At 45.1% G+C, this 26,401-nt stretch carries 20 protein-coding genes; 8 read left to right on the plus strand and 12 right to left on the minus strand.

Annotated features, from left to right (window positions below; all coding sequences use genetic code 11):
- Positions 1 to 34 precede the first annotated feature (34 nt).
- Complete coding sequence (locus tag FEM33_RS08295; RefSeq protein ID WP_139011571.1) at positions 35 to 862, plus strand: enoyl-CoA hydratase/isomerase family protein; 828 nt, start codon at positions 35 to 37, stop codon at positions 860 to 862.
- Positions 863 to 886: 24 nt separating this feature from the next.
- On the opposite strand, the gene FEM33_RS08300 is transcribed toward FEM33_RS08295, so the two are convergent.
- The 3 genes from FEM33_RS08300 to FEM33_RS08310 form a co-directional block, all read right to left on the minus strand.
- A complete protein-coding gene (locus FEM33_RS08300) occupies positions 887 to 2,449 on the minus strand; it encodes an Rne/Rng family ribonuclease (RefSeq protein WP_201747707.1) in 1,563 nt (520 codons plus the stop codon).
- Between the two features lie 264 nt (positions 2,450 to 2,713).
- Positions 2,714 to 3,556, minus strand: a complete 843-nt coding sequence (locus FEM33_RS08305) for a tetratricopeptide repeat protein (RefSeq protein WP_139011572.1) — start codon at positions 3,554 to 3,556, stop codon at positions 2,714 to 2,716.
- Positions 3,557 to 3,585: 29 nt separating this feature from the next.
- Positions 3,586 to 3,891, minus strand: coding sequence for an HU family DNA-binding protein (locus FEM33_RS08310; RefSeq protein ID WP_015813879.1), 306 nt, complete (start codon positions 3,889 to 3,891; stop codon positions 3,586 to 3,588).
- Positions 3,892 to 4,029: 138 nt separating this feature from the next.
- Here FEM33_RS08310 and mutY point away from each other — a divergent pair, with 138 nt between their 5' ends.
- The 4 genes from mutY to guaB all read left to right on the plus strand — a co-directional run bounded on the left by mutY (position 4,030) and on the right by guaB (position 8,811).
- On the plus strand, positions 4,030 to 5,130 hold the full coding sequence (mutY, locus tag FEM33_RS08315; RefSeq protein ID WP_229214143.1) for an A/G-specific adenine glycosylase: 1,101 nt from the start codon (positions 4,030 to 4,032) through the stop codon (positions 5,128 to 5,130).
- Between the two features lie 154 nt (positions 5,131 to 5,284).
- Positions 5,285 to 5,758 carry a single-stranded DNA-binding protein gene (locus FEM33_RS08320; RefSeq protein ID WP_139011573.1) on the plus strand — a complete coding sequence of 158 codons (474 nt, stop codon included), beginning with the start codon at positions 5,285 to 5,287 and terminating at the stop codon, positions 5,756 to 5,758.
- Positions 5,759 to 5,900: 142 nt separating this feature from the next.
- Positions 5,901 to 7,217 (plus strand): transporter associated domain-containing protein, encoded by a 1,317-nt coding sequence (locus FEM33_RS08325; protein WP_139011574.1) that lies wholly within the window; start codon positions 5,901 to 5,903, stop codon positions 7,215 to 7,217.
- 118 nt (positions 7,218 to 7,335) lie between these two features.
- Positions 7,336 to 8,811, plus strand: coding sequence for an IMP dehydrogenase (guaB, locus tag FEM33_RS08330; protein ID WP_139011575.1), 1,476 nt, complete (start codon positions 7,336 to 7,338; stop codon positions 8,809 to 8,811).
- Positions 8,812 to 9,050: 239 nt separating this feature from the next.
- Here guaB and FEM33_RS08335 read toward each other — a convergent pair whose 3' ends face one another.
- A complete protein-coding gene (locus FEM33_RS08335) occupies positions 9,051 to 9,707 on the minus strand; it encodes a DedA family protein (RefSeq protein WP_139011576.1) in 657 nt (218 codons plus the stop codon).
- A 41-nt stretch (positions 9,708 to 9,748) separates the two neighbouring features.
- Positions 9,749 to 10,543: a phosphosulfolactate synthase gene (locus FEM33_RS08340; protein ID WP_139011577.1), complete on the minus strand. Its 795-nt coding sequence runs from the start codon at positions 10,541 to 10,543 to the stop codon at positions 9,749 to 9,751.
- A 181-nt stretch (positions 10,544 to 10,724) separates the two neighbouring features.
- On the opposite strand from FEM33_RS08340, the gene FEM33_RS08345 reads away from it, so the two are divergent.
- Genes FEM33_RS08345 through FEM33_RS08355 form a run of 3 tightly spaced genes read left to right on the plus strand, consistent with a single transcriptional unit; the run spans position 10,725 to position 12,719 of the window.
- The gene (locus FEM33_RS08345; RefSeq protein ID WP_139011578.1) at positions 10,725 to 11,192 is read left to right on the plus strand and encodes a PaaI family thioesterase; all 468 of its coding nucleotides are present in this window, start codon (positions 10,725 to 10,727) and stop codon (positions 11,190 to 11,192) included.
- Positions 11,193 to 11,208: 16 nt separating this feature from the next.
- Entirely contained in the window at positions 11,209 to 12,042 is an 834-nt protein-coding gene (gene mazG / locus FEM33_RS08350) for a nucleoside triphosphate pyrophosphohydrolase (protein WP_139011579.1), read from the plus strand.
- An 11-nt stretch (positions 12,043 to 12,053) separates the two neighbouring features.
- Positions 12,054 to 12,719, plus strand: a complete 666-nt coding sequence (locus FEM33_RS08355) for a thiamine diphosphokinase (RefSeq protein WP_139011580.1) — start codon at positions 12,054 to 12,056, stop codon at positions 12,717 to 12,719.
- On the opposite strand, the gene FEM33_RS08360 is transcribed toward FEM33_RS08355, so the two are convergent.
- From FEM33_RS08360 to FEM33_RS08390, 7 genes are all read right to left on the minus strand, one after another.
- Complete coding sequence (locus FEM33_RS08360; RefSeq protein ID WP_139011581.1) at positions 12,714 to 14,354, minus strand: M1 family metallopeptidase; 1,641 nt, start codon at positions 14,352 to 14,354, stop codon at positions 12,714 to 12,716. The two genes, FEM33_RS08355 and FEM33_RS08360, sit on opposite strands and share 6 nt — an antisense overlap.
- A 145-nt stretch (positions 14,355 to 14,499) precedes the next feature.
- Positions 14,500 to 15,480: a Kelch repeat-containing protein gene (locus FEM33_RS08365; RefSeq protein WP_139011582.1), complete on the minus strand. Its 981-nt coding sequence runs from the start codon at positions 15,478 to 15,480 to the stop codon at positions 14,500 to 14,502.
- A gap of 142 nt (positions 15,481 to 15,622) precedes the next feature.
- Positions 15,623 to 16,999: a glucoamylase family protein gene (locus FEM33_RS08370; protein ID WP_139011583.1), complete on the minus strand. Its 1,377-nt coding sequence runs from the start codon at positions 16,997 to 16,999 to the stop codon at positions 15,623 to 15,625.
- A 27-nt stretch (positions 17,000 to 17,026) separates the two neighbouring features.
- Positions 17,027 to 18,691: a glucoamylase family protein gene (locus FEM33_RS08375; protein ID WP_139011584.1), complete on the minus strand. Its 1,665-nt coding sequence runs from the start codon at positions 18,689 to 18,691 to the stop codon at positions 17,027 to 17,029.
- 95 nt (positions 18,692 to 18,786) lie between these two features.
- Positions 18,787 to 20,280: a RagB/SusD family nutrient uptake outer membrane protein gene (locus tag FEM33_RS08380; RefSeq protein ID WP_139011585.1), complete on the minus strand. Its 1,494-nt coding sequence runs from the start codon at positions 20,278 to 20,280 to the stop codon at positions 18,787 to 18,789.
- A 12-nt stretch (positions 20,281 to 20,292) separates the two neighbouring features.
- Positions 20,293 to 23,325 (minus strand): SusC/RagA family TonB-linked outer membrane protein, encoded by a 3,033-nt coding sequence (locus FEM33_RS08385; protein ID WP_139011586.1) that lies wholly within the window; start codon positions 23,323 to 23,325, stop codon positions 20,293 to 20,295.
- A 168-nt stretch (positions 23,326 to 23,493) separates the two neighbouring features.
- Positions 23,494 to 26,364: a triple tyrosine motif-containing protein gene (locus tag FEM33_RS08390; protein WP_229214144.1), complete on the minus strand. Its 2,871-nt coding sequence runs from the start codon at positions 26,362 to 26,364 to the stop codon at positions 23,494 to 23,496.
- Between the last annotated feature and the right edge of the window lie 37 nt (positions 26,365 to 26,401).

Consider the following 26,401-nt stretch of genomic DNA (forward strand, 5'->3'; position numbering starts at 1 on the left):
TAGACTGAAAGACAGCTAATTGCCTGAAATTGCCATGCGATTTTACACAGAAGAAGACGTGCAGTCATTTGATGCTGTCAGATTTTTATACATAAAAACTTCTCTGGCGGATCATATTTTCACCATCACGCTGAACCGGCCGCACAAGCGCAATGCTTTCACACCTTCCATGGCCGCCGAAATTACTTTTGCGCTGGCTTTTGCACATTATCACAGCGATGTAAGGTGCGTTATCATCAATGCAGAAGGTCCTGTTTTTTGTGCCGGAGCCGATCTGAATGCTTTTCACGATTTGTCTGCAAATACTGAAAATACCTCGTTGCCGGCTGCGCGTGAAGAAATAAGGCTCGGAGATGCCTTTGCCGGATTGTTGAAACCAAGCATTGCACAAGTGGAAGGCGCAGTTATCGCGGGAGGATTTCTGATTATTTGCGGCTGCACATTCGTGATTTGTACCAATGAATGCACTTTCAGTCTGCCGGAAGTGAAACGCGGCATATGGCCAATGCAGGTTATGGCTTCCTTGCTGAATATTATTCCGCCAAGAAAAGTACTGGAAATGGCAATAACCGGCAAAACCTACAATGCAGACGAAGCTTTTCGGGCAGGGCTTGTTACTTCAGTTACAGAAAAGGAAAGCATTGCTGAACAGGTGAAAACACTTGCAGCAGAAATTTGCCGGAATGCGCCTTTGGCAATTCAGTCGGGAATGGAAGCACTGATGAAATTAAAGCATATTCCTCAAAATGAGCAGCATGCTTTTCTTAAAGCACAACTGGATCATTTGCTTCAAACGGAAGATGCAAAAGAAGGCACAATGGCTTTCAAAGAAAAAAGAAGTCCTGTCTGGAAAGGTAAATAGCCAGACAAACTTTACAATGCCATGCTAGTTTCCGGGAACAATCTCTATTTCTTCTCCGTACTGATTATGAAATTTGAAATCCACAACACCAAGAGACGAGTCCTTAATCAGCTTAACCCAGGTTTTGTAGCGGAAAAGCCATTTCACCTGTTCTGAAATCAGTCCTTTCGTAAAATAGGAATGAAGGAACGGATGAAGTGAAATTGTGATTCCGCGTTCGTTCTGCTTGGTCAGAATATAATCCAGATTGTTCGCAATTACATCTGATACAAGAATGCTGGCCTGGATTGTACCCGTTCCGCCACAAGTAGGGCAGGTTTCACGCGTTACAATATTCATTTCCGGCCGCACACGCTGACGTGTGATTTGCAGCAGACCGAATTTTGAAAGCGGAAGGATCGTGTATTTCGAACGGTCGCCTTTCATTTCATCGCGCATGATATCAAAAAGCGTACGTTTGTTTTCCGCTTTTTTCATGTCGATAAAATCCACGACAATAATGCCACCCATATCGCGCAAGCGCAGTTGTCTGGCAATTTCCTTGGCTGCTTCCACATTCACGCTCAGTGCGGTAGCTTCCTGATCTTCTTCAGAATTGGACTTGTTTCCGCTGTTAACGTCAATGACGTGTAAAGCTTCGGTATGTTCAATGATCAGATAACCGCCGTTTGGCAGACTTACCGAACGTCCGAACAAGGATTTAATCTGTTTTTCCAGACCGAACTGTTCGAAGATCTTGTTTTTGCCGTTGTGAAGCTTGAGAATATTCTCCTTGTCCGGCGCAATGTTGTGGATGTAGGCTTTGATGTCCTCATAAACCTCTTTGGAATCCACCGTAATGCTGTCAAAAGATTCATTAAGCATATCGCGGATAATGGAAGAAGCACGGTTCATTTCACCGATCACGCGGTCGCGCGGCTTGGCATCACGAAGGTTTTTAATGCCGTTTTCCCACTTGTCAAGGCAATCCTGCAAATCCTTGTTCAGTTCGTCAACATCTTTTCCGGTTGCAACCGTACGGATGATTACACCGAAATTGGCCGGCTTAATGGAAGACATCAGACGCTGTAACCGATTTCTTTCCTGTTTGTCCGTAATCTTTTTGGAAAGGTTTACAGAATTGGAAAAAGGAACCAGTACAATATAACGGCCTGCAATGGAAATATCGCAGGAAAGACGCGGGCCTTTTGTAGAAATAGGCTCTTTGACGATCTGTACAAGAATCGGCTGATTCTTTGAAAGTACTTTATCGATTTTTCCAAGCTTTTCAATTTCAGGTTCCATTTTGAAATTGTTCAGCTTGCCCGAATTGACGCGCTTGGAAATTACATCCTTTGTAAGCTTGTTGAGAGAATTGATGTTAGGCCCTAAGTCAAGGTAATGCAGAAACGCATCTTTTTCAAATCCGACATCCACAAACGCGGCATTCAGCCCCGCGACCAGCTTTCTGACCGTACCAAGATAAATATCCCCGACGGTAAAGCTCTGATCCGGTGTTTCGACGTGATATTCTAAAAGACGTTTATCCTGCAAAAGGGCTATACGTTCTCCCTTTTGAGTAGAATTGATTAATAATTCGTTACTCAATGTTAAACCAACTGAATGGCTATATAATGTTGATAAATAACCTCCCGCTTTTCAAGAATAAAAGGGGCAATACATACGAGGTGAAGAAGGCATGACCGGATTTTTTATTAAAATCCGGTCATGATAATTATTTCTTCTTATGTCTGTTTTTTCTAAGGCGTTTCTTTCTCTTGTGAGTGGAAATCTTATGTCTTTTTCTTTTCTTTCCGCAAGGCATAACTTGTGTCGTTTATAAATAAAAAATGATTTTCTTATTTCTGTTTATCAATTGTTCATCCGATCTTCCAGTTCACCGATGGCTTGCTGGATAACCGGATCTTTTTCTTCTTTTTTGACCTCCGACAGAATCTTACGCGCTTGTTCCTTGTCACCCAGCTCAACAAGAGTCAATCCCAAGTAGAATTTCGCTTTTGTGTTGGCAGGGTTATTCGTTAAAATCTGTCTGAACCTGTCGGCAGCTTTGGAATACTGGTTGGACCGCATGGATAAAATCCCGAGATTGAACAATGCAAGTTCATTGGTGGGATCGGTATCAATGACTTCACGCAGCATCAGAATACCCTGCATCGGGTTTTCCGTGTTTACGTAAGTCATGGCCATATTGGCTTTTGCAGCCAGTAAGCCAGGATTCTGGTCAATCGCTTTCTGGTAATATTCCCGGGTTTTAGCGCCGAGATTTTTTGCTTTCTGTTCATCCACTGCAAAACCGTATGCTTCGTAATAACGATCGCCGGTTCTGACAAGATTGTCAATGGTCGGAGCTAAAAGGGTAACTTTTTCCGCATAGAAAGCGGCACTGTCAAATTTCTGAAGTTCTGCAAATTTATCGGACAACTTCAATCCGGCTGCAATTTTTTCTTTTTCGCCCGCCTGCATGAAGCCACTTCTGAGCTGATCAACTATTTTCTGCTGATCCGGTGATAAAGTGGCTCCATCATGCGACTGCGGAGACGTTTCCGGAGCAGATGTTTTTGCAGCTGCAGCCGTCTGGCTTCTCTCTTTGTCCATTTCTTTTCCCTTTGTATTCACAACAACCTTGGGAAGGCTGAAAAGCGTTCCAACCAGCGCTATTGCAAATACACATGAAAGTAAAATAGACTTTTTCATACTTTTATAACCAATGCCTTTTCAGGGAATTACTTTTCAGCGACTGCTTTCAGTTTGTCACTTTCCTTAACTTGCTCAACAAAAACTTTTGCAGGCTTGAAGCTTGGCACAAAGTGCTCATCAATAATCATTGAAGTTCCCTTCGAAATATTACGGGCAACCTTACGCGCACGCTTTTTATTAATGAAACTACCGAAACCTCTTACATAAAGGTTCTCACCATCAGAAAGGGAGTCCTTTACTACGGTGAAAAACGATTCTAGCGTTTGTTGAACATCGCCCTTGTCTACACCTGTTTTCTCAGAAATCTGTGCGATTACGTCTGCCTTAGTCACTTTGATTGTTTACTTTAAGTGGATATTATTTCATTTATTTACTTGCTCCTCTGAATTTTGGGAACACAAAGGTACGGTAATTTTACCAGAATTTAAAAGAATGGCGTTTTCATTTTTTTTCTAAATGGTTAAAAAACAGTGTATATAAGTACAAATTATATGGTACCGGATCATTTTCAGGTAATTGATTTTAATAAAAAACTTAAATCTTGGTATCTCAAAAACCATCGTCCGCTGCTCTGGAGACAAACAACTGACCCGTATAAAATATGGCTGTCCGAAATAATTTTACAGCAAACGCGTGTGGCGCAGGGAACTCCGTATTACGAAAAATTCCTGCATCATTATCCGACTGTATTCGATCTGGCCAGCGCGGACGAGCGTGATGTGCTGCGGCTCTGGCAGGGGCTTGGCTATTATTCAAGGGCAAGGAACATGCACTTTACAGCAAGACAGATTGTGAATGAATACGAAGGCAAATTCCCTGAAACGGCTGCGGAACTCTCCAGGCTGAAAGGTCTTGGAAACTACACCGCCGCCGCCATTGCTTCCTTTGCTTTCGGCGAAGCAGTTGCTGCCATCGACGGCAATGTTTACCGCGTCATGTCCAGGATTTTCGGAATTCAGTCGGACATGCTGAGCAATGAAGGTAAAAAGGAATTTGCAGCATTGGCGAAGGAGCTTGTTTCGCGCGAAGATCCGGCAACCTATAACCAGGCCATGATCGAGTTTGGCGCTATTCAGTGCGTGCCCGTTTCACCGGATTGTTCCGTTTGTCCTTTTAATGACATTTGTTTTGCTTACGAGTTCAAAATGCAGAACCAGCTTCCGGTAAAAGCTAAAAAAACGGCTGCAAAAAAGCGTTTCTTCAATTATTTTATCATTCAGAAAGGTGAAAAGCTTGCCATGAAGGAAAGAACTTCAAAGGATATCTGGAAAGGGCTTTATGACTTTTTTCTTGTAGAATCTGCAAAACCGCTTGTTTCACCTGATGATTTTGCGGATTATGAAATGCTGAATGAACTGTTGCAAACGGGCATCATCAGGGAAATACCCAAAGAATACATCCATGTACTTTCACATCAGAAGCTGCACGTGCACTTTTGGTGGATTACAGTTCCGCAGGAAAAAAATCCGGATCTGTCTGGAAACCTTGCGTTTTACTCAAAAGAAGAAGTGGAGGAACTTCCAAAACCGATCCTGATCGATACCGTTTTGAAAGAAGTGCATTATTTGTAAAAGAATCTGCATATTGTTGCGGCGGTATCATTTTCGTTTCTATGAAATATTTTTACAGGATTCATTCGTTTTAAAAATCATTAAGAGGATATAAAAAGCTTTCGGATCCGTTATCTTTAAATCTGTTTTTAATAATCATTGACAATCAGAAATCATGGCAGGAAGTGTTAATAAAGTAATTTTAATAGGAAATCTGGGAAGTGACCCCGAAGTAAGATACCTCGAAAGCGGATCGGCAGTGGCCAAATTCAACATTGCTACAACGGAATCGTATACCAACAAAAATGGCGAAAGAGTAGACAACACCGAATGGCACCGGATTGAACTTTGGGAAGGACTTGCCAAAGTGGCCGAAAAGTATCTTAAAAAAGGAAATCAGGTTTATATCGAAGGCCGTATCCGTACCGACAGCTGGACAGACAAGGAAGGTCAGCAAAGAACCGGAATAACCATTCGTGCCAACAGCATGACTTTGCTGGGAGGACCGGCCGGTTCCGGCGCAGGAACAGACCCGAATCAGGGCTATTCCCAGTCATCGGCGCCGAGAAGCAGTCAGCCTGCGCGTTCATCCGATCCGATTCCGCCGGCGCTGGCAGCAGGCAACGACGACGATGATCTGCCTTTCTGATTCATAACATTCCTGTTTATTAACCGGTTCTGCTCGGAAAAATGCTTATTTCATTTTTTAAAAACATTTGGAATAATATTTGTGAGCAGAATCGCTACATTTAAACAAATGAAAGTTTATTGTAAACTTTTCCAGATATTCCGTGAAAGAATCAACTGAAAGTGACGATCCTCTCGCCCGAACGCGTACGGGGATTTCATATCCCCGAAACTGTACGCAAGCTATATTAGCCGGAGTCATCGTACCCACTGATTTTCTGGCGCCATATGACCTCATTATTATCATTGTTTTCTTCTTTATTTCCGTTTTCCTTTCGGGAATACGTGCTGCATATGCGGCTTCCGGGGCAATGGAAAATCCTTGGGAGCGTAAAAACGAAGCCGAAAGCAACGTTCCAAGCCGGATTCAGCAACTGGCACTTTCATTGGTTCAGCGTGCGGTAACATTACTCGCATTGTTGCTGGCCGCAAGACTTTTCTGGATGCATTTTCAAAACAGCACAACGGAGCTGCTTCACTGGATTGCCATCGGAAGTATCGCTGTCTGGGTGTGGCTGGATGCCGTTGTCCGGTATAACTGTGCACGGCGAGCCAACGAGCTTATTCCCAGAATTGCAGGAACAACGCAATTTCTGATCAAAATCTGCCGTCCGCTTACCCAGCCGATCATGAACCTTGGCTATTCTCTTGGCGTGCTTACTCCGGAAGGTGCCGACATTTCAACGGAAATGCTGGAATCCAAAGCAGAAAGCGAAGAAGAAACGGACCTTTTAAGAGGGCTTGCCAATTTCAGGCAGACAAACGCCAAAAAAGCCATGCAGGCGCGGCTGCATATTACAGCTTTTGATATAGAACTGGATTTCCATGAGCTGATGGACAAAATCAATAAATCTGGTTATTCTCGCGTTCCCGTTTTCCGTGATGACCTCGACCATATTGAAGGTATTCTGAACGTAAAGGATTTACTGCCGCATATTCATCTGGACGAGCATTTTCACTGGCAGAAACTTTTACGGCCTGTTTATTTTATTCCTGAAAGCAAGCATCTCGACGATCTGATGAAGGATTTCCAGAACCGCCGTGTGCATATGGCCATTGTTGTGGATGAATACGGCGGAACCAGCGGCCTCATCACACTGGAAGATATTATAGAAGAAATCTTTGGCGATATTAACGATGAATACGACGAAGATGAAGAAGTAAATTACACGCAGGTTGATGATAATACCTACGTCTTTGAAGGAAAGGTGCTTATCAACGATCTTTGCAGAATCCTGAACCTTGAAACGGATTATTTTGATGAGGTCCGCGGAAGCAGTGAATCGCTGGCGGGGCTGCTGCTGGAATTATTTTCAAGATTGCCGCGAACCGGAGAAATTGCCGTTCACAGGGAAATCACCTTTAAAGTACAATCGGCTGACAAGAAAAGGATCAAGAAAGTAAGGGTGCTGGTTTCCTGAAATTTGCAGCTCTGAAAAAAAACTTTGCCAAGAATATTTATCGGGAAAGTGCAATTTATTTTATTTACTGCAAACTTCTTCATAATTTTGCCCGGCAAATAACAATCGTTTATTTGCTATGAGCACAGAGCTATCCAAAGTCCTCCTTGAGGCACTCACTTACGACGACGTTCTTCTAATACCTGGTTATTCAGAGATCCTGCCTCGCAATACAACAACCAAAACCAAGCTTACCCGTAACATTGAGCTGAACGTGCCGCTTGTTTCTGCTGCAATGGATACGGTAACCGAATTTGATCTCGCTATTGCCATGGCGCAGGAAGGAGGAATCGGTATTATTCACAAGAATATGAGCCTTGAAGCTCAGGCTGAGCAAGTACGGAAGGTAAAACGTTCGGAAAGCGGAATGATCCTGGATCCAATCACACTTTCGGATACTGCAACACTGGGCGATGCGCATCAGATCATGCGTGAGTTCAAAATCGGCGGCATTCCCGTAATTGACAAAGATCACAAGCTGATCGGTATCCTTACAAACAGGGATCTGCGTTTTGAGAAAGAAATGTCAAAACCGGTAACCGAGATCATGACCAAGGAAAAGCTGATTACGGCATCCGAAGGTTTGTCGCTGGACGACGCGGAAAAAATCCTGCAGGAATACAAAATCGAAAAACTCCCGATTGTAGATGCCGAGTATCGTCTTACCGGCTTGATTACTTACAAAGACATACTTAAACGTAAATCGCACCCGAATGCGTGCAAGGACGAATACGGAAGGCTGCGCGTCGGGGCAGCAGTAGGCGTAACGCATGATTTGCTGAAAAGAGTGGAGGCGCTGGTAAAAGCCGGAGTGGATGTCATCAGCCTTGATACGGCACACGGCCATTCTTTTGGCGTTATTGAAGCTTTGAAATCTGTAAAACAGCACTTTCCGAAACTGGATGTCATTGCAGGAAATGTAGCAACCGGTGAAGGTGCAAAAGCATTGGCGGATGCTGGTGCGGACGCAGTAAAAGTAGGAGTAGGGCCGGGAAGTATCTGCACAACGCGGATCATTGCCGGTATCGGTGTTCCGCAGCTTACTGCAGTCATGTGGGCAGCCGAGGCGCTGAAAGGCACAGACGTTCCTGTAATTGCCGATGGCGGAATCCGTTTTTCAGGTGATATTACAAAAGCTTTGGCCGGCGGTGCAAGTACAATCATGATCGGTTCCATGCTGGCCGGAAGCGACGAAGCGCCGGGTGAAATCGTCATTTATGAAGGACGGAAATTCAAAGCTTATCGGGGAATGGGATCGGTGGAAGCCATGGAAGACGGTTCCAAAGACCGGTATTTTCAGGATGCGGAGGATGATATCAAAAAGCTTGTTCCGGAGGGAATTGTAGGCCGGGTTCCGTTCAAAGGCAAAGTTTCAGAAATCGTTTACCAAATGGTTGGCGGGCTGAAAGCCGGAATGGGTTACTGCGGAGCCTCGAATATTACCGAACTGCAAAAAGCACAATTTGTAAAAATAACTTCTGCCGGAGTGAAAGAAAGTCATCCGCACGATGTAATGATCCAGAAAGAAGCACCCAATTACTCTTCGAAATCTTGATGAGCTGTTAGCTTCTAGCGGTTAGCTATTAGCTTTTAGTTAGCGTTCTTTCATTTGGCTAAAAGCTTTCAACAAATAACAACAAAAAAGCTGTCGGCTCCGAGCTGGCAGCTTTTTTGGTTCTGACAAAAAAAGAGCTGTCGGCTTCTGGCTAACAGCTCTTTTTACAGGAATATAAATTTAATGCTTAAAGCTAAAATAATCAAATTGCTAACAGCCAATCGCTAATAGCTAATCTCCTATGCAGCAGTCGGTTTTGTAAAACGGCTTTTGAAATACTGGAAAATCATTGGAAGTATGGAGAAGCCGATTATGCCGAAAATAACCAGTTCGAAGTTCTTTTTAACAATTTCCATGTTGCCAAAGAAAAAGCCCAGCAGTGTAAGTGTCGGGACCCATAAAATAGCTCCAATTACGCAGTAAACAATGTATTTTGAATAATTCATACTTCCGGCGCCGGCCACGAACGGAGCAACTGTACGCACAATCGGAATGAAGCGAGCCATGATTACGGTGCTTCCGCCATGCTTTTCGTAGAATGCTTCTGTTTTTTCAAGATACTCTCTTTTCAGGAATAATATACGCTCCCGTTTCTTGATTTCTCCGCCAAACTTTTTACCCGTAAAGTAATTGACATTGTCACCCAGAAGTGCCGCAATGATCAGTACGATAATAATCAGCCATACATTCAGGCCGGTTCCCTGATTGGCTGCAATGGCTCCCGCAGCGAATAACAGCGAATCGCCCGGCAGCAAAGGCATGATTACAAGTCCGGTTTCTGTAAAAACAATCAGGAACAGAATAACATAAGTAAGCGTGCCGTATTGTTCCACGATATTGAACAAATGCTTGTCCAGATGAAGAAAGAAATCAATGAACTGCGTTAGAAATTCCATAGCTAATTTAATTTAACAAGTCTGTATTTAAGTATGTGATATTATTTGGAATCGATTTTCCACTTTTGCTTGGTCTTTGTATTCAGGAAGTGATTGAAAGTATCTCCGCGCAATCCCAAACGGATTGTTTCCAGCGGAATGAGTTCACTCGGGGCAATATTCCCTAAATTCACATTGGCGCCCAGCAATTTTACAAACCAGACTTGCTGCGATTTCTGCGGCGCTTCCCAGAGCATGTCTTCAAAGGCGATTTCAGTCAGGATTTCTTCAACAAGCCCTTGCCGCACTTCACCGCTTGCCCTGAACAATCCTACATTTCCTGATTCTCTGGCCTCGCCAATTACTTTCCATGCACCCGCCTGCAGTTCAGATTTGATCAGCTGTATCCATTTGTAAGGCGGAATGATCTTGTTTTCATCCTTTGAGCCTACTTCGGAAAGCACAGTGACCTGCTTGGAAAGTGCATGAATATATTCACATTTTACATCCTGCGCCATTTCAATGGAGCCATCCGAAACTTCCGCATATTTCAGATCGTATTTATCAAGCAGCTTTCGGTAATCGTCAAACTGATTTCTTACGACAAAGGCTTCAAACAACGTCCCGCCAAAATAAACAGGAATGTTGGCGCTCTTGTAAATAGCCAGTTTTTCGTTCAGGTTCGGCGTTACAAAGGAAGTGGCCCAGCCAAGCTTTACGATATCTATATAAGGGGATGCAGTGGAAATCATATCTTCTGTTTCCCTGATACTTAGCCCTTTATCCATTACCATGGTAATCCCCTTTTCCCTGGGCTTTTCAGTACGGACAGGAACTTGCGATAACGTAAAATTCATATATGAGTATGCTTTTATCTCTGGCAAAAACTCCGGCAAAGGTAGTAATTACCTTTGATACGTAGCAATAAAATCCATGTCAATGACTGATTACCCTGTATCTTTCTGAGATAATTACTATTTTTATAATGTTGCCGTATATAACGGTGACTTTTCAAACGTGCACATATATAATTCCTTAATGGATTCTGAAAACAAAAGGATTGATTTCCTGAGACAATTTATAGGAAAGCCGGCAAGTCAGGATTTTTCACCGGTTGCCAACTGGCTGAACGGCAAGCTTATTGATGTAGGCATAAACTTTATGGAAGTGGAATATGTCGTTCGGGAAGATATGTGCAATCCGATGCGGACGCTGCACGGCGGCATTGCAGCCACGATTCTTGATGACATCGTCGGCACGATGGTTTACGCAATGGGCCGGGAATTTGCATTTACCTCTGTGAACCTGAACTGTGATTTTCTGAACCCGGCTGTTCCCGGACAGGTTATCATTGCCAAATCAAAAGTGATCCGTTCGGGCAGAAACATCGTGCATGTGGAAGGAGAAATTGTAAGTACAGAAGGAAAAATCATCGCCAAATGTACGAGCAACCTCATTCAGACTGCACTTAAAATTCCGGACGTACCCGCCGTTACATTCCGGTAACATTTACCTTTACTCTATGGACAAACAATTCAGTGACCTGCCGGAAAGCAGGCAGCAGCAGTTAATGGCATTTGACCGGCTGCTGACGATCATGGACGAACTCCGTGAAAAATGCCCGTGGGACCGGAAACAAACGATGGAAAGTCTCAGGCATCTGACTATTGAAGAAACCTACGAACTTTCGGACTCCATTATTGAAAATGACATTCCCGAAGTCAAAAAAGAACTCGGCGATCTGCTGCTGCACATTGTCTTTTATGCCAAAATAGCTTCTGAACAAAAAGAAGATAATGCTTATCACTTTGATATTAAAGATGTTCTGAACGGAATTTGTGAAAAACTCATTTCCCGGCATCCGCATATTTACGGTGATGCCGTGGCAGATTCCGAAGAAGCCGTCAAGCAGAACTGGGAAAAGCTTAAACTCAAAGAAGGAAACAAGTCCGTTTTATCCGGCGTCCCGGCTTCACTGCCCGCACTCGTAAAAGCCATGCGGATTCAGGAAAAGGCAAGAGGCGCAGGGTTTGACTGGGATGAAAAGCAGCAGGTCTGGGAAAAGGTAGAGGAAGAACTTAAAGAATTCAGGGATCATTTCAATATTGAGTCAAACGAAGTGATTGATCAGAAAGAAGCCGAAGGTGAGTTTGGCGACCTGCTGTTTTCGCTTGTCAATTATTCCAGATTTGTAGATATCAATCCGGAAACGGCTTTGGAAAGGACCAACAAAAAATTCATCAGACGTTTTCAGTACCTCGAAGAAGCTTCAAAGGCCGACGGCAAGACTTTGTCCGAAATGTCTTTGCAGGAAATGGACGAATACTGGAACAAGGCCAAGGAAACCGGAGTTTAAAAGCGCATTTCATGTCGTCGCATCATATTGTCAGAGAAAAACAGGAGCCTGCGCTCATCATTGCCAACGGCGAAGCCTGCAGCGATGAGCTGCTTGGCCAGTTGCTGGAATGGAGCCCGTTTATCGTCGTGCTGGATCAGGCCATTTACCGGGTTCTGGATCTGGGTATCAAAGTGGATGTGTGGATGGGCGACTTTGATCAGGAGCATGATTTCGAAATGATCCGTTCCAGACAGGCGCCGCTGGAAATCATCAATACGCCCGATCAGGAAAAAACAGATCTTGAAAAAGCAATTGATTTTCTGATTGAGCGGGGCTTTCCTGCGGCCAATGTCGTCTGGGCAACCGGCCGCCGGGCCGATCACGCCATAACGAACATTACAAATCTGGTCCGTTACAAGGAAAAAATCCGGCTGGTGTTATTAGATGATTATTCCAAAATTTTTCCTCTGTCCGGAACATTCGAAAAATGGTATGTCGCCGGAACGCCCGTTTCACTCATTCCGGTCGGGATTGTGGAAGGAATTGAAACAAACGGGTTAAAATACAATCTCAATAATGAAACGCTCACATTGGGGCATAGAACGGGAAACAGCAATGAAGCCGAAAAAGACGGTATGGTTCGTATTTCAGCCAAAAAAGGCGATTTATTGATTATGGAATGCTGGGATTTATAAAGAAGCCTGCTTTGTTTCTTTGGATTCTACATAGAAATTCCGGTTTATAACAAGTGTCTTTTCATTTTTCACCTTCATTGTTTGCCATTCGGTTGTCGGGTAAATGAAATCTTCCTTGCCGCTTCCAATCCTGACTTTTACAGGCATGTCAAACCCGGCAACGACATTGTTCCAGCGGTATTGAAGTCCTTTATTACCGAATGAATATTCCAGAACCGGAATGCGCACATCGCGCAGATACTGATCAAATACCTTGGAAATGTTTCTTCCGGCGTGCTCGCTCACATAATTTTCAATTTCCGAGCCGTCAACGGTTTTGTGGTAAAAAGTTTTGTTGAGGCCGCGAAGAATCTGCCGCCATTTTTCATCGTCATTTACGATCTGACGAATGGTATGCAGCATGTTTCCGCCTTTGTAATACATATCCCGCGAGCCTTCCTGATTTACGCCATGAATCCCGACAATCGGAATGTCGTTGGCAATCAGTGCTTTTGTTCCGAGTACATAATCCGAGCCGGCTTCTTTTCCAAAGTAATACTCTACATACAGGTTTTCGGAATAGTTCGTGAAACTTTCGTGCACCCACATATCCGCCACGTCTTTGTACGTGATGTTATTGGCAAACCATTCATGGCCGCTTTCATGGATGATGATAAAATCCCATTTCAAACCCCAGCCTGTTTTGGACAAGTCACGGCCGAGATAACCCATTTTGTAGCCGTTGCCGTAAGTAACGGAGCTCTGATGTTCCATTCCGAGATAAGGTACTTCCACCAATTTATAACCGTCTTCGTAAAAAGGGTAGGGGCCAAACCAGTGCTCGAATGCTTTCAGCATCTGCGGCGCCTGCTTGAACTGCTCTTTGGCTTTTTCAAGATTCTGCGGAAGCACATAATAACTCAGCGCCAGATCGCCTTTTTCACCTTTGAAAGTTTCTTTCCAGCTTACATAATTCGCCACATTCATGTTCACGCCGTAATTGTTGATCGGATTTTTTACGAACCAGTTGAACGTATGCGTATTGTCATCGTTTTCAACAACAGACCGCAGGTTTCCGTTTGAAACATCCATCATGTTTTTGGGGACTGTAATGCTGATCTGCATGCTGTCCGGCTCATCGTACATATGATCCTTGCATGGCCACCATACGCTGGAACCAAGGCCCTGGCAGGAAGTTGCAATAATCGTGTTGCCTTTTCCGTCCGGAACCCACTGAACGCCTCCGTCCCATGGTGGCCGTTTTGCCAGTCTTGGTTTTCCTGAGTAAAATACCTCGACAGATTCCAGTTTTCCGGCTTCCTGTTTTTTTACAAGATCAATAAAAAAGGCATTGCCGTCTCTTTTGAAAGTCAGTTCCTTCCCGTCCTGAATCACTTTCTCAATTTTCAAAGGTTCCTGCAAATCAATCTGCATGGACTGGCCGGATTTCAGTACTTTATAATACACCTGCGTGCTTCCCGACAAAGTGCTGTCCTGTGCATTCGGGCGTACATGCAAATGATAATAAGTAAGATCCCACCATTCGCGCTGCGGTGTGATGGAGCCCCGCAAAGTGTCTGCATGCGTGAACTTGCCGCTTTGGGCCATGCAGCCGCCGGAAATAATCAAAAAAACGAAAAGAAGTGATTTGAGCATTTTGTAATTACAGCTAAGTAATCGCTTTAAACTAGTGCAGGCTATTTGCCCGTTAATAACATTTTCAAAAGTCAACAGCTAAAAAAGCCAACAGCCATCAGCTAAAAGCCAATAGCTAATAGCCATCAGCTAAAAAACGCCAAGCTTATTTTTCCAGAATTTCCATGTCATTCAGTTCCGGGCCGCCGCCGCGATTGGCTGATCCGGCAGCAATGTAAACCTTTTTATTCAGTGAAACCGCCTGCGTTCCATGCCTTCCCTGATGCAGAGCCGGCAATTTTTCCCATTTCTGTTTTTGCGGGTCAAATGCTTCCACTTCATTGTGGGCTTCCACATGTGCATCGCTTTCTCCGCCAATGATCAGGATTTTATTGTTATAAACAACTGTTGTATTGCCGGCCCTTAAAGTCGGAAGGTTATTGGATGCATCCATTGTGGACCATTTTCCGGATTTGAAATCATACACATCCACTTCCTTGATCACCGTGTTCAGAACCTGGTTAATGCGCGCAGTGGAAAGCCGTCCGCCTGCCACGTATAGCTTGTTGTCCAATACCGCCACCTGCACGTGATCTCGCGGGCGCGGTGCATCCGCCAGCGTTTTCCATTGATTGGTTTCCGGATCGTATTCATCAAACCACGTAACCTGTCCGTCCCAGTGCCCGTCCTGAATTCCGCAGACCAGATAAATTTTATCGTTCAGTACAAAAGCGCCGGCTGCCCCGCGGCGTCGGTTTTCCGGTATGGAAGCACCTTTTCGCCATTCGTTTTTGACGGGATTGAAAATATAAATGTCCGGAATCGGAGTTTCGTGCGGATATCCGCCGGTAAAAGCGCCCACGACATATATTTCGTTTTTATAGGTTACAGCCTGAAAATGGCTCATTTCCAAAGGCGTTTTGCTGAGGCTCGTCCAGGAATCCTTTTTGAAGTCGTATTCATCCACCGGCTTGATGCCCCGGCCGCCGAGCAGATACAATTTCCCGTTGGCGGTAGCCATGGCATTTTCATGGCGTTTTTCAGGATTGTTTTCCGGTTCGGAAACGTTCCAGATTTGCCCGGAAACAGATGTAGACAAAATACTGAGCGCAAGAAGCAATGCACCGGTTTTGAAAAAAGGTTTCATTTTGTCAACGTTTGGTAAGGAATTGGAAAGTCTGCTGAAATCAGCAGCTCATTTAAAAACGCCTTTAAGGTACAATTATATTTTATAAAACCGAAAGGCCGGTACAATGCCGGCCTTTCAATTGTTTTTTCAGGATAAAAGATCAGTTATTGCCGGAAATTTCCAGTGCAGGACTTTCAAATCCAAGTTTCTTCAGACCATTTTTTACATCGGGATCTTTCATAAATAGTTTCCATAAAAGACCCGTACGGTAGTTTTCAATCATGACAATGATCGGACCCTGATCAATGGCCAGATGTGATTTTGCATACCAGTTTTGTGATTCATTAAAGGCGTCCGTAAACCCGTATTCGCTCCATATCTTGTCACCAAGTTCATCATAAAAATACCGCAGTGCTTTCATGGATTGCTCCGGCGTGTACGGAAAGGACGACAATGCGGCCGTCGGCGTGATGGTTCCGAAATCATTTGTCGGAGAATGTGCGTTGTAGCCGTTGTACGTATCGCTGGCCGTAAGTCCCCAGTTGTTTTCGCCATAACCTTTGAATTTGCCGGGATTGGCCACACAATGCTTGTAATTGATCATCGTATGGTTTACGTTTTGTTCCCAGTAATCGGCATACTGATCTTTGAGCTTGCGCGGATCAAGGCCGACGAATGAATAATGCGCAAAGAATAACGGCCCGCCGTAATCAAAACCAAGCGGAAGTTTAACGCCATAAAATTCCTTGCCGTTTTTAAAATGGTCACTTTGCGCCCAGCATTTGTTGTAAACCTGAGCCGTAATCGGATAGCGCGGAGAAGCAGCGCCCAGAATGTACGTGATAAGCGTTTCATTGTAACCTCTCAGTTCAAAGTTCATGGCCCAGCCGTTGTTCGGGCTCCAGTGCCAGTAAAGCTGGTTCGGGTTTCCTCTTGTATAAAAATCCCATTCGGCTTCATTCCAGAGCCATTGAATCCGGTTTCTTAAATCCCTTTCCAGATCGTTATCCGCATCAAAATACTGCCGTACTGCCAGCAATCCCTGAAAAAGAAAGGATGTTTCGACAAGGTCGCCGCCATCGTCTTTACGGCCAAACGGAATGGTTTTTCCCGTAGCGCCATTGAGCCAGTGCGGGAAAATGCCGTGATAATGATCTGCTTTGGACAGGAACTTGACCATTTTCAGCAGCCTTGCCGCAACGGAATCGCGCGGCTGCCATTTTCTTTCTGCCGCAACGACCATGGCCATGACGCCAAAGCCGGTTCCGCCGATTGTCACCACTTCGTCACCGTAATCATAAGCGGTATTGCTTCGTTCGCGCGACATGCCGCTGACCGGATGCCCGAAATCCCAGAAATATTTAAAAGTCTGTTTTTGCACCAGTTCCAGCAAAGCGGTATCCGAAAGGTTTCTGGGCCGGTCAGCAGGATTAAAAACAGCGGGTTTGTTACTGGTATTTTTCTTTTTCTGTGCAAAACTTTCTGCGGCAAACAGAAGCAGCGTAATGCAAACAAGGTAACGGAACGTTATTTTCATGACGGATTGATTAAAATTTTAACTGACTTAATTCAGGTGCGGACTTGTAAAACCCAGCTTTTTCATACCTGTTTTTACTTCCGGGCTGCTCATAAACAGGTTCCACGGCAGACCGCTTCTGTAATTTTCGATCATGATGACGATTGGGCCCTGATCAATGGCGAGATAGGAATCTGCAAACCAGAGTTCATCTATGGAAAAGGAATCGTGAAAACCGTATTCACCCCAGATTTTGTCACCCAGTTTGTAATAAAAAAACCTGAGTGCTTTCATGGATTCTGCCGGCGTATAAGGAAAGGAAGAAAGCGCGGCAGTCGGAGCAATTACCCCTTTGTCATTGCTTGGAGAGCTGGCGGTATAGCCATCCGGAATGTCGCTTGCCGTAAGTCCCCAGCACTGGTCGCTGTATCCATTTAAACCCAAAGGATTGGCTTTGCAGTAATTGTAATTGATTAATGTGTGGTTTTTATTCTGGGCAAAATAATTGGCAAAACCATCCGACAATCCCGTCGGGTTCAGGCCCAGAAAAGAATAATGTGCAAAGAAAAGCGGGCCGCCGTAAGGTTCGCCCAGCGGAAGTTTAAGTCCGTAATATTCCTTTCCATTTACAAAATTCCCGTTATCTGTCCAGCCCGAATCATAAACTGACTTGGGAATGGCATGTGTCGGTGAAGAAGCAGCCAGCACGTAAGTAATCAGGCATTCGTTCCAGCCTTTGATCGGATGATTCATTTCCCATTCATATTCCGGGCTCCAGTGCCAGTAAAGTACGTCTTCATTATTTTTCCGGAACCAGTCCCATTCCACGGCTTCCCAGATTTTATTGATGTCGTTCCTTAAAGCAGTTTCAGCCGTTCCGGAATCATTGAAGTACTGACGTGCCGTAAGCAAACCCTGGATCAGAAAAGAAGTTTCCACAAGATCAGCGCCGTTGTCTTTTGTACTAAACGGCACCGCGGCCCCGGTTGCGCCATTGATCCAGTGCGGAAAAGCGCCATGGAATTTTTGGGTTTTGTCTTTCAGGAAACCGGTGATTTTCTGCAATCTTTCAAGTCCCTGCGCCCGGGTGATAAATTTTCTTTCAATGGCTACGGGAATGGTCATAATCCCGAATCCGCTTCCGCCGGAAGTTACAACGTCCCCGGAAGTGTTCCGCTCGCGGGCAAGTCCGCTTACCGGATGCCCGAAATCCCAGAAATACCTGAAAGTCTGTTTCTGAACCAGATCCAGCAATGCTTCGTCGGATAGTACAGGAAACTTGTCAGTAGAATCAAGCTGTGTTTTGAGGCTGACTTTTACTTCTCCGGGCAAAGTGCCGTTAGCAGCAGATTTTAAAAAATTTGTAGCCGTAACGATGTAAGAATTCAGACCTTTTAGAGTGGCAGCAGGCTCAATAACAACCGAGCTGTCGCCATTTTCCAGCGTTCCGGAAAAAGCAACGATTTCTCCCGAACCGGTTTTAAAAGTAAACCCGTTTTTAACGGAAGTACTGTTCAAAGCAGTTGAAAACGCAAATCTGATCTTTGGCCTCAGACTTACATTTTCATACTCAAAACCGCTGTTGATTTCATTGACCTTGACGCTTTTCAGAACGAAAGCAGAAGGTGCTGACGGCCCGGGATCCTTTTCTGATTTACAGGAAATCCCGAGCCACATCAGCAGGCAGATAAGAAACAGGTTTTTACAGGGCATTTTTTCCTTTTAATACCTTATTTCAAAATTTCAAAACAGGCCTTTGTTGCAGATGAGAACAGCGCTACTTACTTGTTCAGCTTCAATCCCGGAGATTAATATCCGGGATTTTGGGTCAGCGTACCGCCGCTCAGGTCAATTTCAGTCTGCGGAATCGGCCATACTTCATTTTTATTTGGTTTCCATCCAAGCGGTCCAAAAATTTCAGCTGCTCTTCCCTGACGGATCACATCAAAGTAGCGGTCGTATTCAAGCGCAAGTTCCACATGGCGCTCGTGCCAGATTGCAAGGCGCAATGCAGCTTGGTTTGTCGTGGTTATTTTTGGAAGAACCGTCTTGCTTGTACCTCTTGCGCGTGCTCTCACCATTTCCAGCGAAGCAAGTGCCTGTGCCGTATTTCCCAGTTCATTGGCAGCTTCAGCGTTCATCAGCAGCACTTCCGCATAACGGATCACTCTGATGTTCTGCTGCGAACCTTCATTAAACCCAGTTATGTACAAGTTGTACGGAACATAGGATTTCTGATTGTACATCGGATTGTCGCCTTCTTTGGGAATTACGTCACCTGCAGGTGTCGTTTCACCACGGAATATGATTGTTGCGTCCATTCTCGGATCGCCCGTTTCAAAAGAATCTATAAGCGCTTCTGTTGGCGTGTTAAAGCCCCATCCGCCACCGACAACACCGCGTACGCCCTGAACCTGGGAATATTGTGAGTTGGATGCATCCTTGTTCGAAGGAATCAGCTCATTCTGTATTTCAAATATGGATTCAACGGAGTTTTCATTTTGTACCCGGAAAAGTGCTTCAAAGTTTGGGAACAACGAGTATTGCCCGGAAGTCATCACCTGATTGGTGAGATCAAAAACCTGCTGCCATTTCTGCTGGTACATGGCTACTTTTGCATGCAATGACATGGCAGCGCCTTTGGTTGCACGGCCAAGGTCAGTCGCACCGTATTTCAGAGGTAAAACGGCGGCTGCATCTGTCAAATCCTGTTCAATGGCCGCATAAACTTCTGCTTTCGGCGAACGCGGAATATTGTATTCAGTGGCATCTTTCGGAAGTGTAAGCCGCAATGGAACGTCGCCGAATGCTCTTACCAGTCTGAAATAAGAGTAAGCACGTATGAATTTCGCCTCTCCGATATAACGCGCTTTCAGGGCTTCATCCATGCTGATCGCCGGAATGTTCGTAATCACCTGATTCGCATAATTGATGTTCTGGTATTGTCCCGACCAGAAGTCAGCCAGCTGTCCGTCACTGGAACCTACAGTGAACCGGTCATATTCGTTAAAGAAAGTGGCGTCAGAAGGCGTACTTCCTTTTTCAGTATCATCCGAACCCACGCTTTCCACGGCAATAGCGGCAAATGCCGTATTTCTCCAGCTGCGAAGATTGGCGTACATGGCATTAACTGCTTTGGTTGCATCCGCTTCGTTGGTCCAGAATACAGTTCCGGCCTGCTTTCCCTGCGGGTCTGTTTCCAGAAACTCCTGCCTGCATGCAGAAGGAACCATGAGCATGGAAATCAATCCAGCACAAACGCCCGCTTTTTTCAAGTTATTTTTAAAATCTATATTTTTCATTTTTATTGAATCTTAGAAAGTAACATTTATACCAAAGTTGTAAGTCGCCGAAATCGGATAAACGTTGGCATCAATTCCCGCCTGCGTAGGCTTGTTCTCATTGGCTCTTACCTCCGGAGAAAGTCCTTTGTACTTGAAGAAATTGAGTGCATTCTGGGCATTGGCGTACAAACGCAGTTTTCTGATTTTCAGTTTTTCATTCACAGACTGCGGGAAAGTATAGCCAAGCTGGGCATTTCTTACCCTGAAGTAGCTTCCGCTCTGAACAAAGAACGTATTCGGAAGATAGTTTGTACCTCCGCCTATGTTTGCCGAAGGATACGTATTGGAAGTACCTTCTCCATGCCAGCGGTTATCGAAAAAATCTTTGGTGAAATTTTCGTTTCCGTAGCGCCAGCCCATATTTGCATTGTAAATATCTACTTTGGCCACACCCTGGAAATCAAGTGTCAGATCAATGGTTTTGTAATTCCAGCTGGTGTTGATACCGTAAGTATATTTCGGGTTCGGGTTTCCGATTACCTGACGGTCAAGACCTGTAATGGCTCCGTCCGGTGTGCCGTTTGTGCCGCTGATGTCACGGTATCTGAAATCACCCGGCTTGGCATTCGGCTGCGCCGACTTGCTTATTTCGTCCGCATTCTGGAAAATGCCGTCTACAATCAATCCATAAAACGAGCCGATCGGGTCACCGACTACAGTACGTGTTGCCAGCGCGCCGCTTGTAAGTCCCACGCCGCCGTCATAAATCGGATTGGAGCCGGAGGATACGGAAAGAACGGTATTGTCATTGATGCTTCCGTTTAAGCCAATGCTGTAAGTAAGGTCTTTCCCGATTTCATCTCTCCATGTCAGAGCAGCTTCAAAACCTTTGTTCCGGAAATTAGCCTGATTGCCCACAATCCTGCCGCTTTCGGTACCGATGGAAGTCAAAACCGGAATGTCAAAAATGGCTCTTTCCGTTTTCTTGCTGTAATAGTCCAGTTCCAGGGAAAGTCTTGAATCCAGAATGGCTGCTTCAAGACCAACATCCGTTCCTACGCCGCGTTCCCAGTAAGTTGTCGGTGGAATAATTGTGTTGATGCTTGCACCGGTATTTAACTGACCGCCAAAAACAGCTGCCAGGCCTCCGCCGGTTGCAACCGTAAGTGTGGAAAGGTTGGAGGGCACGGATGCATTACCGATTTTACCCCAGCTTCCTCTGATTTTCAGATTGTCAAAAAACTTCTGGCTTTCCATAAAAGGCTCATTGCTGATTACCCAGCCTGCGCCCACAGAAGGAAAATAGCCCCATGCATTGCCGCCCTGGAAAAATTTGGAAGAACCGTCAGCACGCAACGATGCGTTCAGAAGATAACGGTCTGCAAAGGAATAATTTACTCTTCCAAAATAAGATGCATAGGTTCCCAGATCGCCCTGATCCGTTACGTAACGACTGTCTGCGTTACCCAAAGTAAGATAAAGGTCGCCTTCACTGGAATACGGAACGTTCAGTGCACTTGCCGTAAGCTGATAGGATTGGTCGCGCTGAGCCGATTGTCCGATTAATGCCGTGAAGTTGTGATTGCCGAATTCTTTGGTATAAGTCAGTGTATTTTCAAAAATCCAGTAACGTGTCTGCGGACGTACAAACTGCAGAACGCTTGTTGTATTCTGCTGTTTTAGGGTTGCAGCATATTGCGGCGTATAACTGCGCGTTTCGTCCTGCGAATAGCGCCCGCCCAGGCTTGTACGGAAAGTCAGCCCGTTCAGTACATTCAGTTCCGCGTAGGCGTTGGCAGTCAGCAAAGTTCTTTTTGTATTCTGGTTATAGAAATCAATGGTGACCTGGGGGTTGAAGTTATTGGCATCGCCCAGACCGAAATCGTTGGGATCACCATAACTTCCGTCTGCATTGTAAACCGGTACAACCGGTCCGGCCGCATACAATTGCCTGAAAATACCGCCGGCTTCATCCTGCGATTTGCTGTAAGATCCTGTTGCCGTATAACCTACTTTAAGGCTTTTCAGAACCTGAAAATCGTTTTGCAGTCTGGCTGTATATCTTTTGAAGTTATTCTTCTGCACAACCCCTTCCTGATTCAGGAATCCGAGTGAAAGGTTGTAAGTCGATTTTTCACCGCCGCCGCTGATGGAAAGCTGATGATTGTTCACCTTTGCAGTTCTCAGTATCTGATTGTACCAGTCGGTACCTTCGCCGTATTGCGAAGGATCAAGGATATTCGGTTTGCCGTTGATGTTGCTCAGTTCATTCACCATGGTGGCATATTCTCTGGCATTGGCCATTTCAATCTGATTGGTAACCTTCTGGAAGCCTGCAAAACCGTTATAATCTACAACTGCCTTTCCGGATTTTCCTCTTTTGGTCGTAATCAGCACCACGCCGTTGGCAGCACGCACGCCGTAGATAGACTGGCTGGATGCATCTTTCAAAATGTTCATGCTTTCGATATCGGCTGAATTAAGAAAGCTGATATCATCAAACCATACGCCGTCCACGACATAAAGCGGATTGGCGCTTCCGTAAGCAGTTCCGACACCGCGAATACGGATTTGCGGCGCTTCACCCGGCTTTCCGGAGTTGTTGATCTGCACACCCGCTACTTTTCCCTGCAGACCGCTTACGGCATTCATGGAAGGCTGTCTTGAAATTTCCTCACCTTTGATCTGTGCCACGGAGCCGGTTACATCCAGTTTGCGCTGCGTACCGTATCCGACTACAACGACTTCATTCAGAGATTTGGCATCTTCTGCCAGTGCAGCGTTGATTACCGTCTGCGTACCCACCGGAATTTCCTGGGCAACCATACCAATCATGGAAAAAACCAGAACAGATTCCGATGAAGGCACCTGAATGGTGTAGTTGCCATCAATATCGGTTGGAACACCTGTTGTTGTTCCTTTTATGAGCACACTGGCTCCCGGAAGTGCCGAGCCGTCAGAGCCGGAAGTGACTTTTCCTGTTACATTTATTCCCTGTGCAAAGGATACAATACTGCAGAACAGGAAAACATGCATGTACAGAATTCGTACAGTAGTTTTCATTGGCTTTAAATTAGTTGATAGAATTATTGTAAGAATTTATTGACTTCAAATTTAAGTTCCAGAAGCAGCAGCAATCAAATAAAGCGCTACATCACCACTACATCAATGAGAATAATGCAAGGTTTTGGAGCCTGAAAGAAGGTTTTATAGAGAATTAGTACAAGAAGGTTAAATATCCATCATATACTGGACAAGGTTGGCTTCCACGCTTAATCCTAGTTTTTTGCGCATTCGGTAACGTTTAATTTCCACACCGCGGATAGAAATTCCCAATACGGGAGCCATTTCTTTAGTGGAAAGATTCATGCGAAGGCATGCCGCAAGCCGGAGTTCGGAAGGAGAAACAGAAGGGCAAATCGCTCTCAGCCTTTTGAAGAATTGTTCATGGACTTCATCAAAGTTCTGCTCGAAAAGTACCCAGTCATCTTTGCCGGCAACATTGCGCTCAATGCTGTGCAGCAGTTTCTGGTAATGAATGTTCGGAAGCTGCTGTCCCATTTCCGCTTTCACCTGCTTGAGTTCGTCTCTGATTTCTTCTAGGATTTCATTTTTTTTGACCACATTGATTGCCACATTGCTCAGTTGCTGGCTTTTGTTCTGGATCTCGCTCTGAAGTTTTTCATTCTGGATCTGCATGATCTGCCGTTCGCTGGACAGCCGCTGCTGGCGCAGCTTTTCTTCCTGTTCCCGGATCAGTTTGCTGCGATGCCTTGCAAGTCGTTTTTCCTGATAAATGATCAAGCCGATGAATGCGGCCATCAAAGTCACTGCAAGAAGAAAACGGGCAAAAAGCGTTTCACGCCAATACGGTTCAATACTGAAATCGTAAGAAGCCATTTTGTTGTTCAGACTTGTTTTTAACTCAAAGCGGTAACTGGCCGATTCCAGATTTGTGAATTCAACGAAGTTCTGTTCAGTCCACTCCGACCATTGATCTGTAAGTCCTTTCAGCCGGTATTTATATTGTACATGCCGGCCATAAACTGGCAAAGCAAACATGATCCGGATCGAACGCACATCGGATCTGAGCGCAGGTTTGCCCGAAATACTGAAAGTTTCCGCAAGGTTGCGAAGATTGGCTACTTTACGGATCATGGGAGATGCAGCAGTTTCCGAAGTGTTCTTGTCAGAAAGTCGGTTGTACAATGCATAGCCGTTGTCCAGGCAAAAGAAATAGTATTCCCGTGAAATCGGAATAATGGTTTCACTGTTCCGTACGAGCGTAAGCGGCAGGTTCAGGACTTTATTGCCTGAGTAGTAAGCAACCCGATTGATATATACTTTAAACCAGTCCTGCGAAATGCCTGTTCGTAACTTGAACGGCTCTTCATCTTCCACTCTGAATAGATTTTTGCTTGGCTTCAGTTTGCCCGCTGCATCCGGTTCCAGAAAACGGCTGGCAGAATGTACATAAACCCGGTTGTTCCATTTGCCAAGCTCCACCGAGAATTCTCCCGGCAGATCCTGCGGTGCCCTGTATTCCTTCCATTGCAAAGCCGAGTCGAGCCGAGGCGTAAGTTTTACCCTGAAAAGACCTTTGTAAGCATGTCCGAGCCAGAAAGAACCGTCATGATCCCGGATAATCTGCCGGATCGGAATCGGCAGCACGCCTTTTACAGCATATGCGTACGTCCACAAATTTTGCTTGTTCCGCTTATAAACATGCAGCCCGTTGTAAGCTCCCTGCAAAAGCAGCGTGTCATTACCGGTTTTGATCGGAATGATGACCCAACCGCCATTTATATCTGAAATTCTGGTAATGCCGCTTTCTTCAATCCGGTAAGTTCCGTCATTGTGTCCACACAATAACTGATTGCTGATTACTTTCAAATTCCACGTCTGGCCTTCCAGCCCCGGCACCGGGCTGAATGGCTCGGAAGAAAGCCATTTTTTTACAAAAACACCTTTATTGGAGCCGACATACAATTTTCCATGCCATAAAGCAGCTGCATACGTTGAGCCGAGCGGATTGTCATTGGTCTGATAAGAAATAACCGGTGAAGACATTTTGATCAGGTCGATTCCCTGATCCAGACCGATCCAGAGCTGTTTGCGGCTGTCTTCGGCCAATGCGAGCACCGTATTGTTCTGCAGTCCGGTTTCTTTGTTGAAACGGTATTTCAGACTGCCGTTTTTTGACAGAATGTAAACTCCGTTCTGTATGGTTCCGAAAACAAGGCTGCTGTCCTGACTTAAAACAAGCGCCCGGTTGATGATATTTGTTTTCAGTTCCTCCGCCAACGGAATGTTCCAGCTGGACAAAATGCCGTTTTGCCAGAGAAAAAGGCCCTGTTTGGTGGTTGTGATTAAAAGTTTGCCGCCGGAAAAAGGTAAAACAGAAGAAACAATCGCTGTGGCAAGGCCCTCTGTTCCCTTTAACGGAACAAACTTTTCATCTTTCAGCTCAAAAAGGCCTTTCCCGATGACCTGAACCAGAATTCGGTTTTGTACATACCGTAAAAACATAAAGTTGCCGGACGTATTGATTTCCGTCAGATTTTTGCCGTCGTACCGGTAAATACGGGAAAAGGATTGAAAATAAATATACTCAGGCGTTTTCAGAATGTGCCAGATTTCTTCGGTTTTGAGGCTTGCGAAATGTACTTTTTTGCTCAGGGAATAATATTTCAGCTGGCCGTCCGGTTCTTTTTTCCAGTAACCGAATTCAGAATAGCCGCCTGCATAAATTCTTTGCTCTTTTTGCCTGTTCCGATTATAAACTTTGCCGGAAGGAACGTTAACCTCAGCTTCATCATATAATATAGTCCTGACGATTTGTCCGTCCGGCAGTAAATGCACTTTCCAGGATGCACCGTCAAATTCCAGCAGCCCGTCGGAATTGGCTGTATATACAATATCATTTTGATCATGATCAATATCCCAGTTCTGATTGTGCGCCTTGTAAACTGACGACGCATAATTGACCAGCGGAGGCGTTTCCTGCGCCGTGACGGCCCGGAAAACAGAAGCGAAAAAGAGTATAACAGTAAGCGTTGCCGCCTTATCTTTGCCAGCCTTCATGATGGGAAAAATGTGCATAAGCTGTTTTACTGTACAAACAAAAATCATTTCAATA

The organism is Dyadobacter flavalbus (genome assembly GCF_006149045.1).
Classification (GTDB): domain Bacteria; phylum Bacteroidota; class Bacteroidia; order Cytophagales; family Spirosomataceae; genus Dyadobacter; species Dyadobacter flavalbus.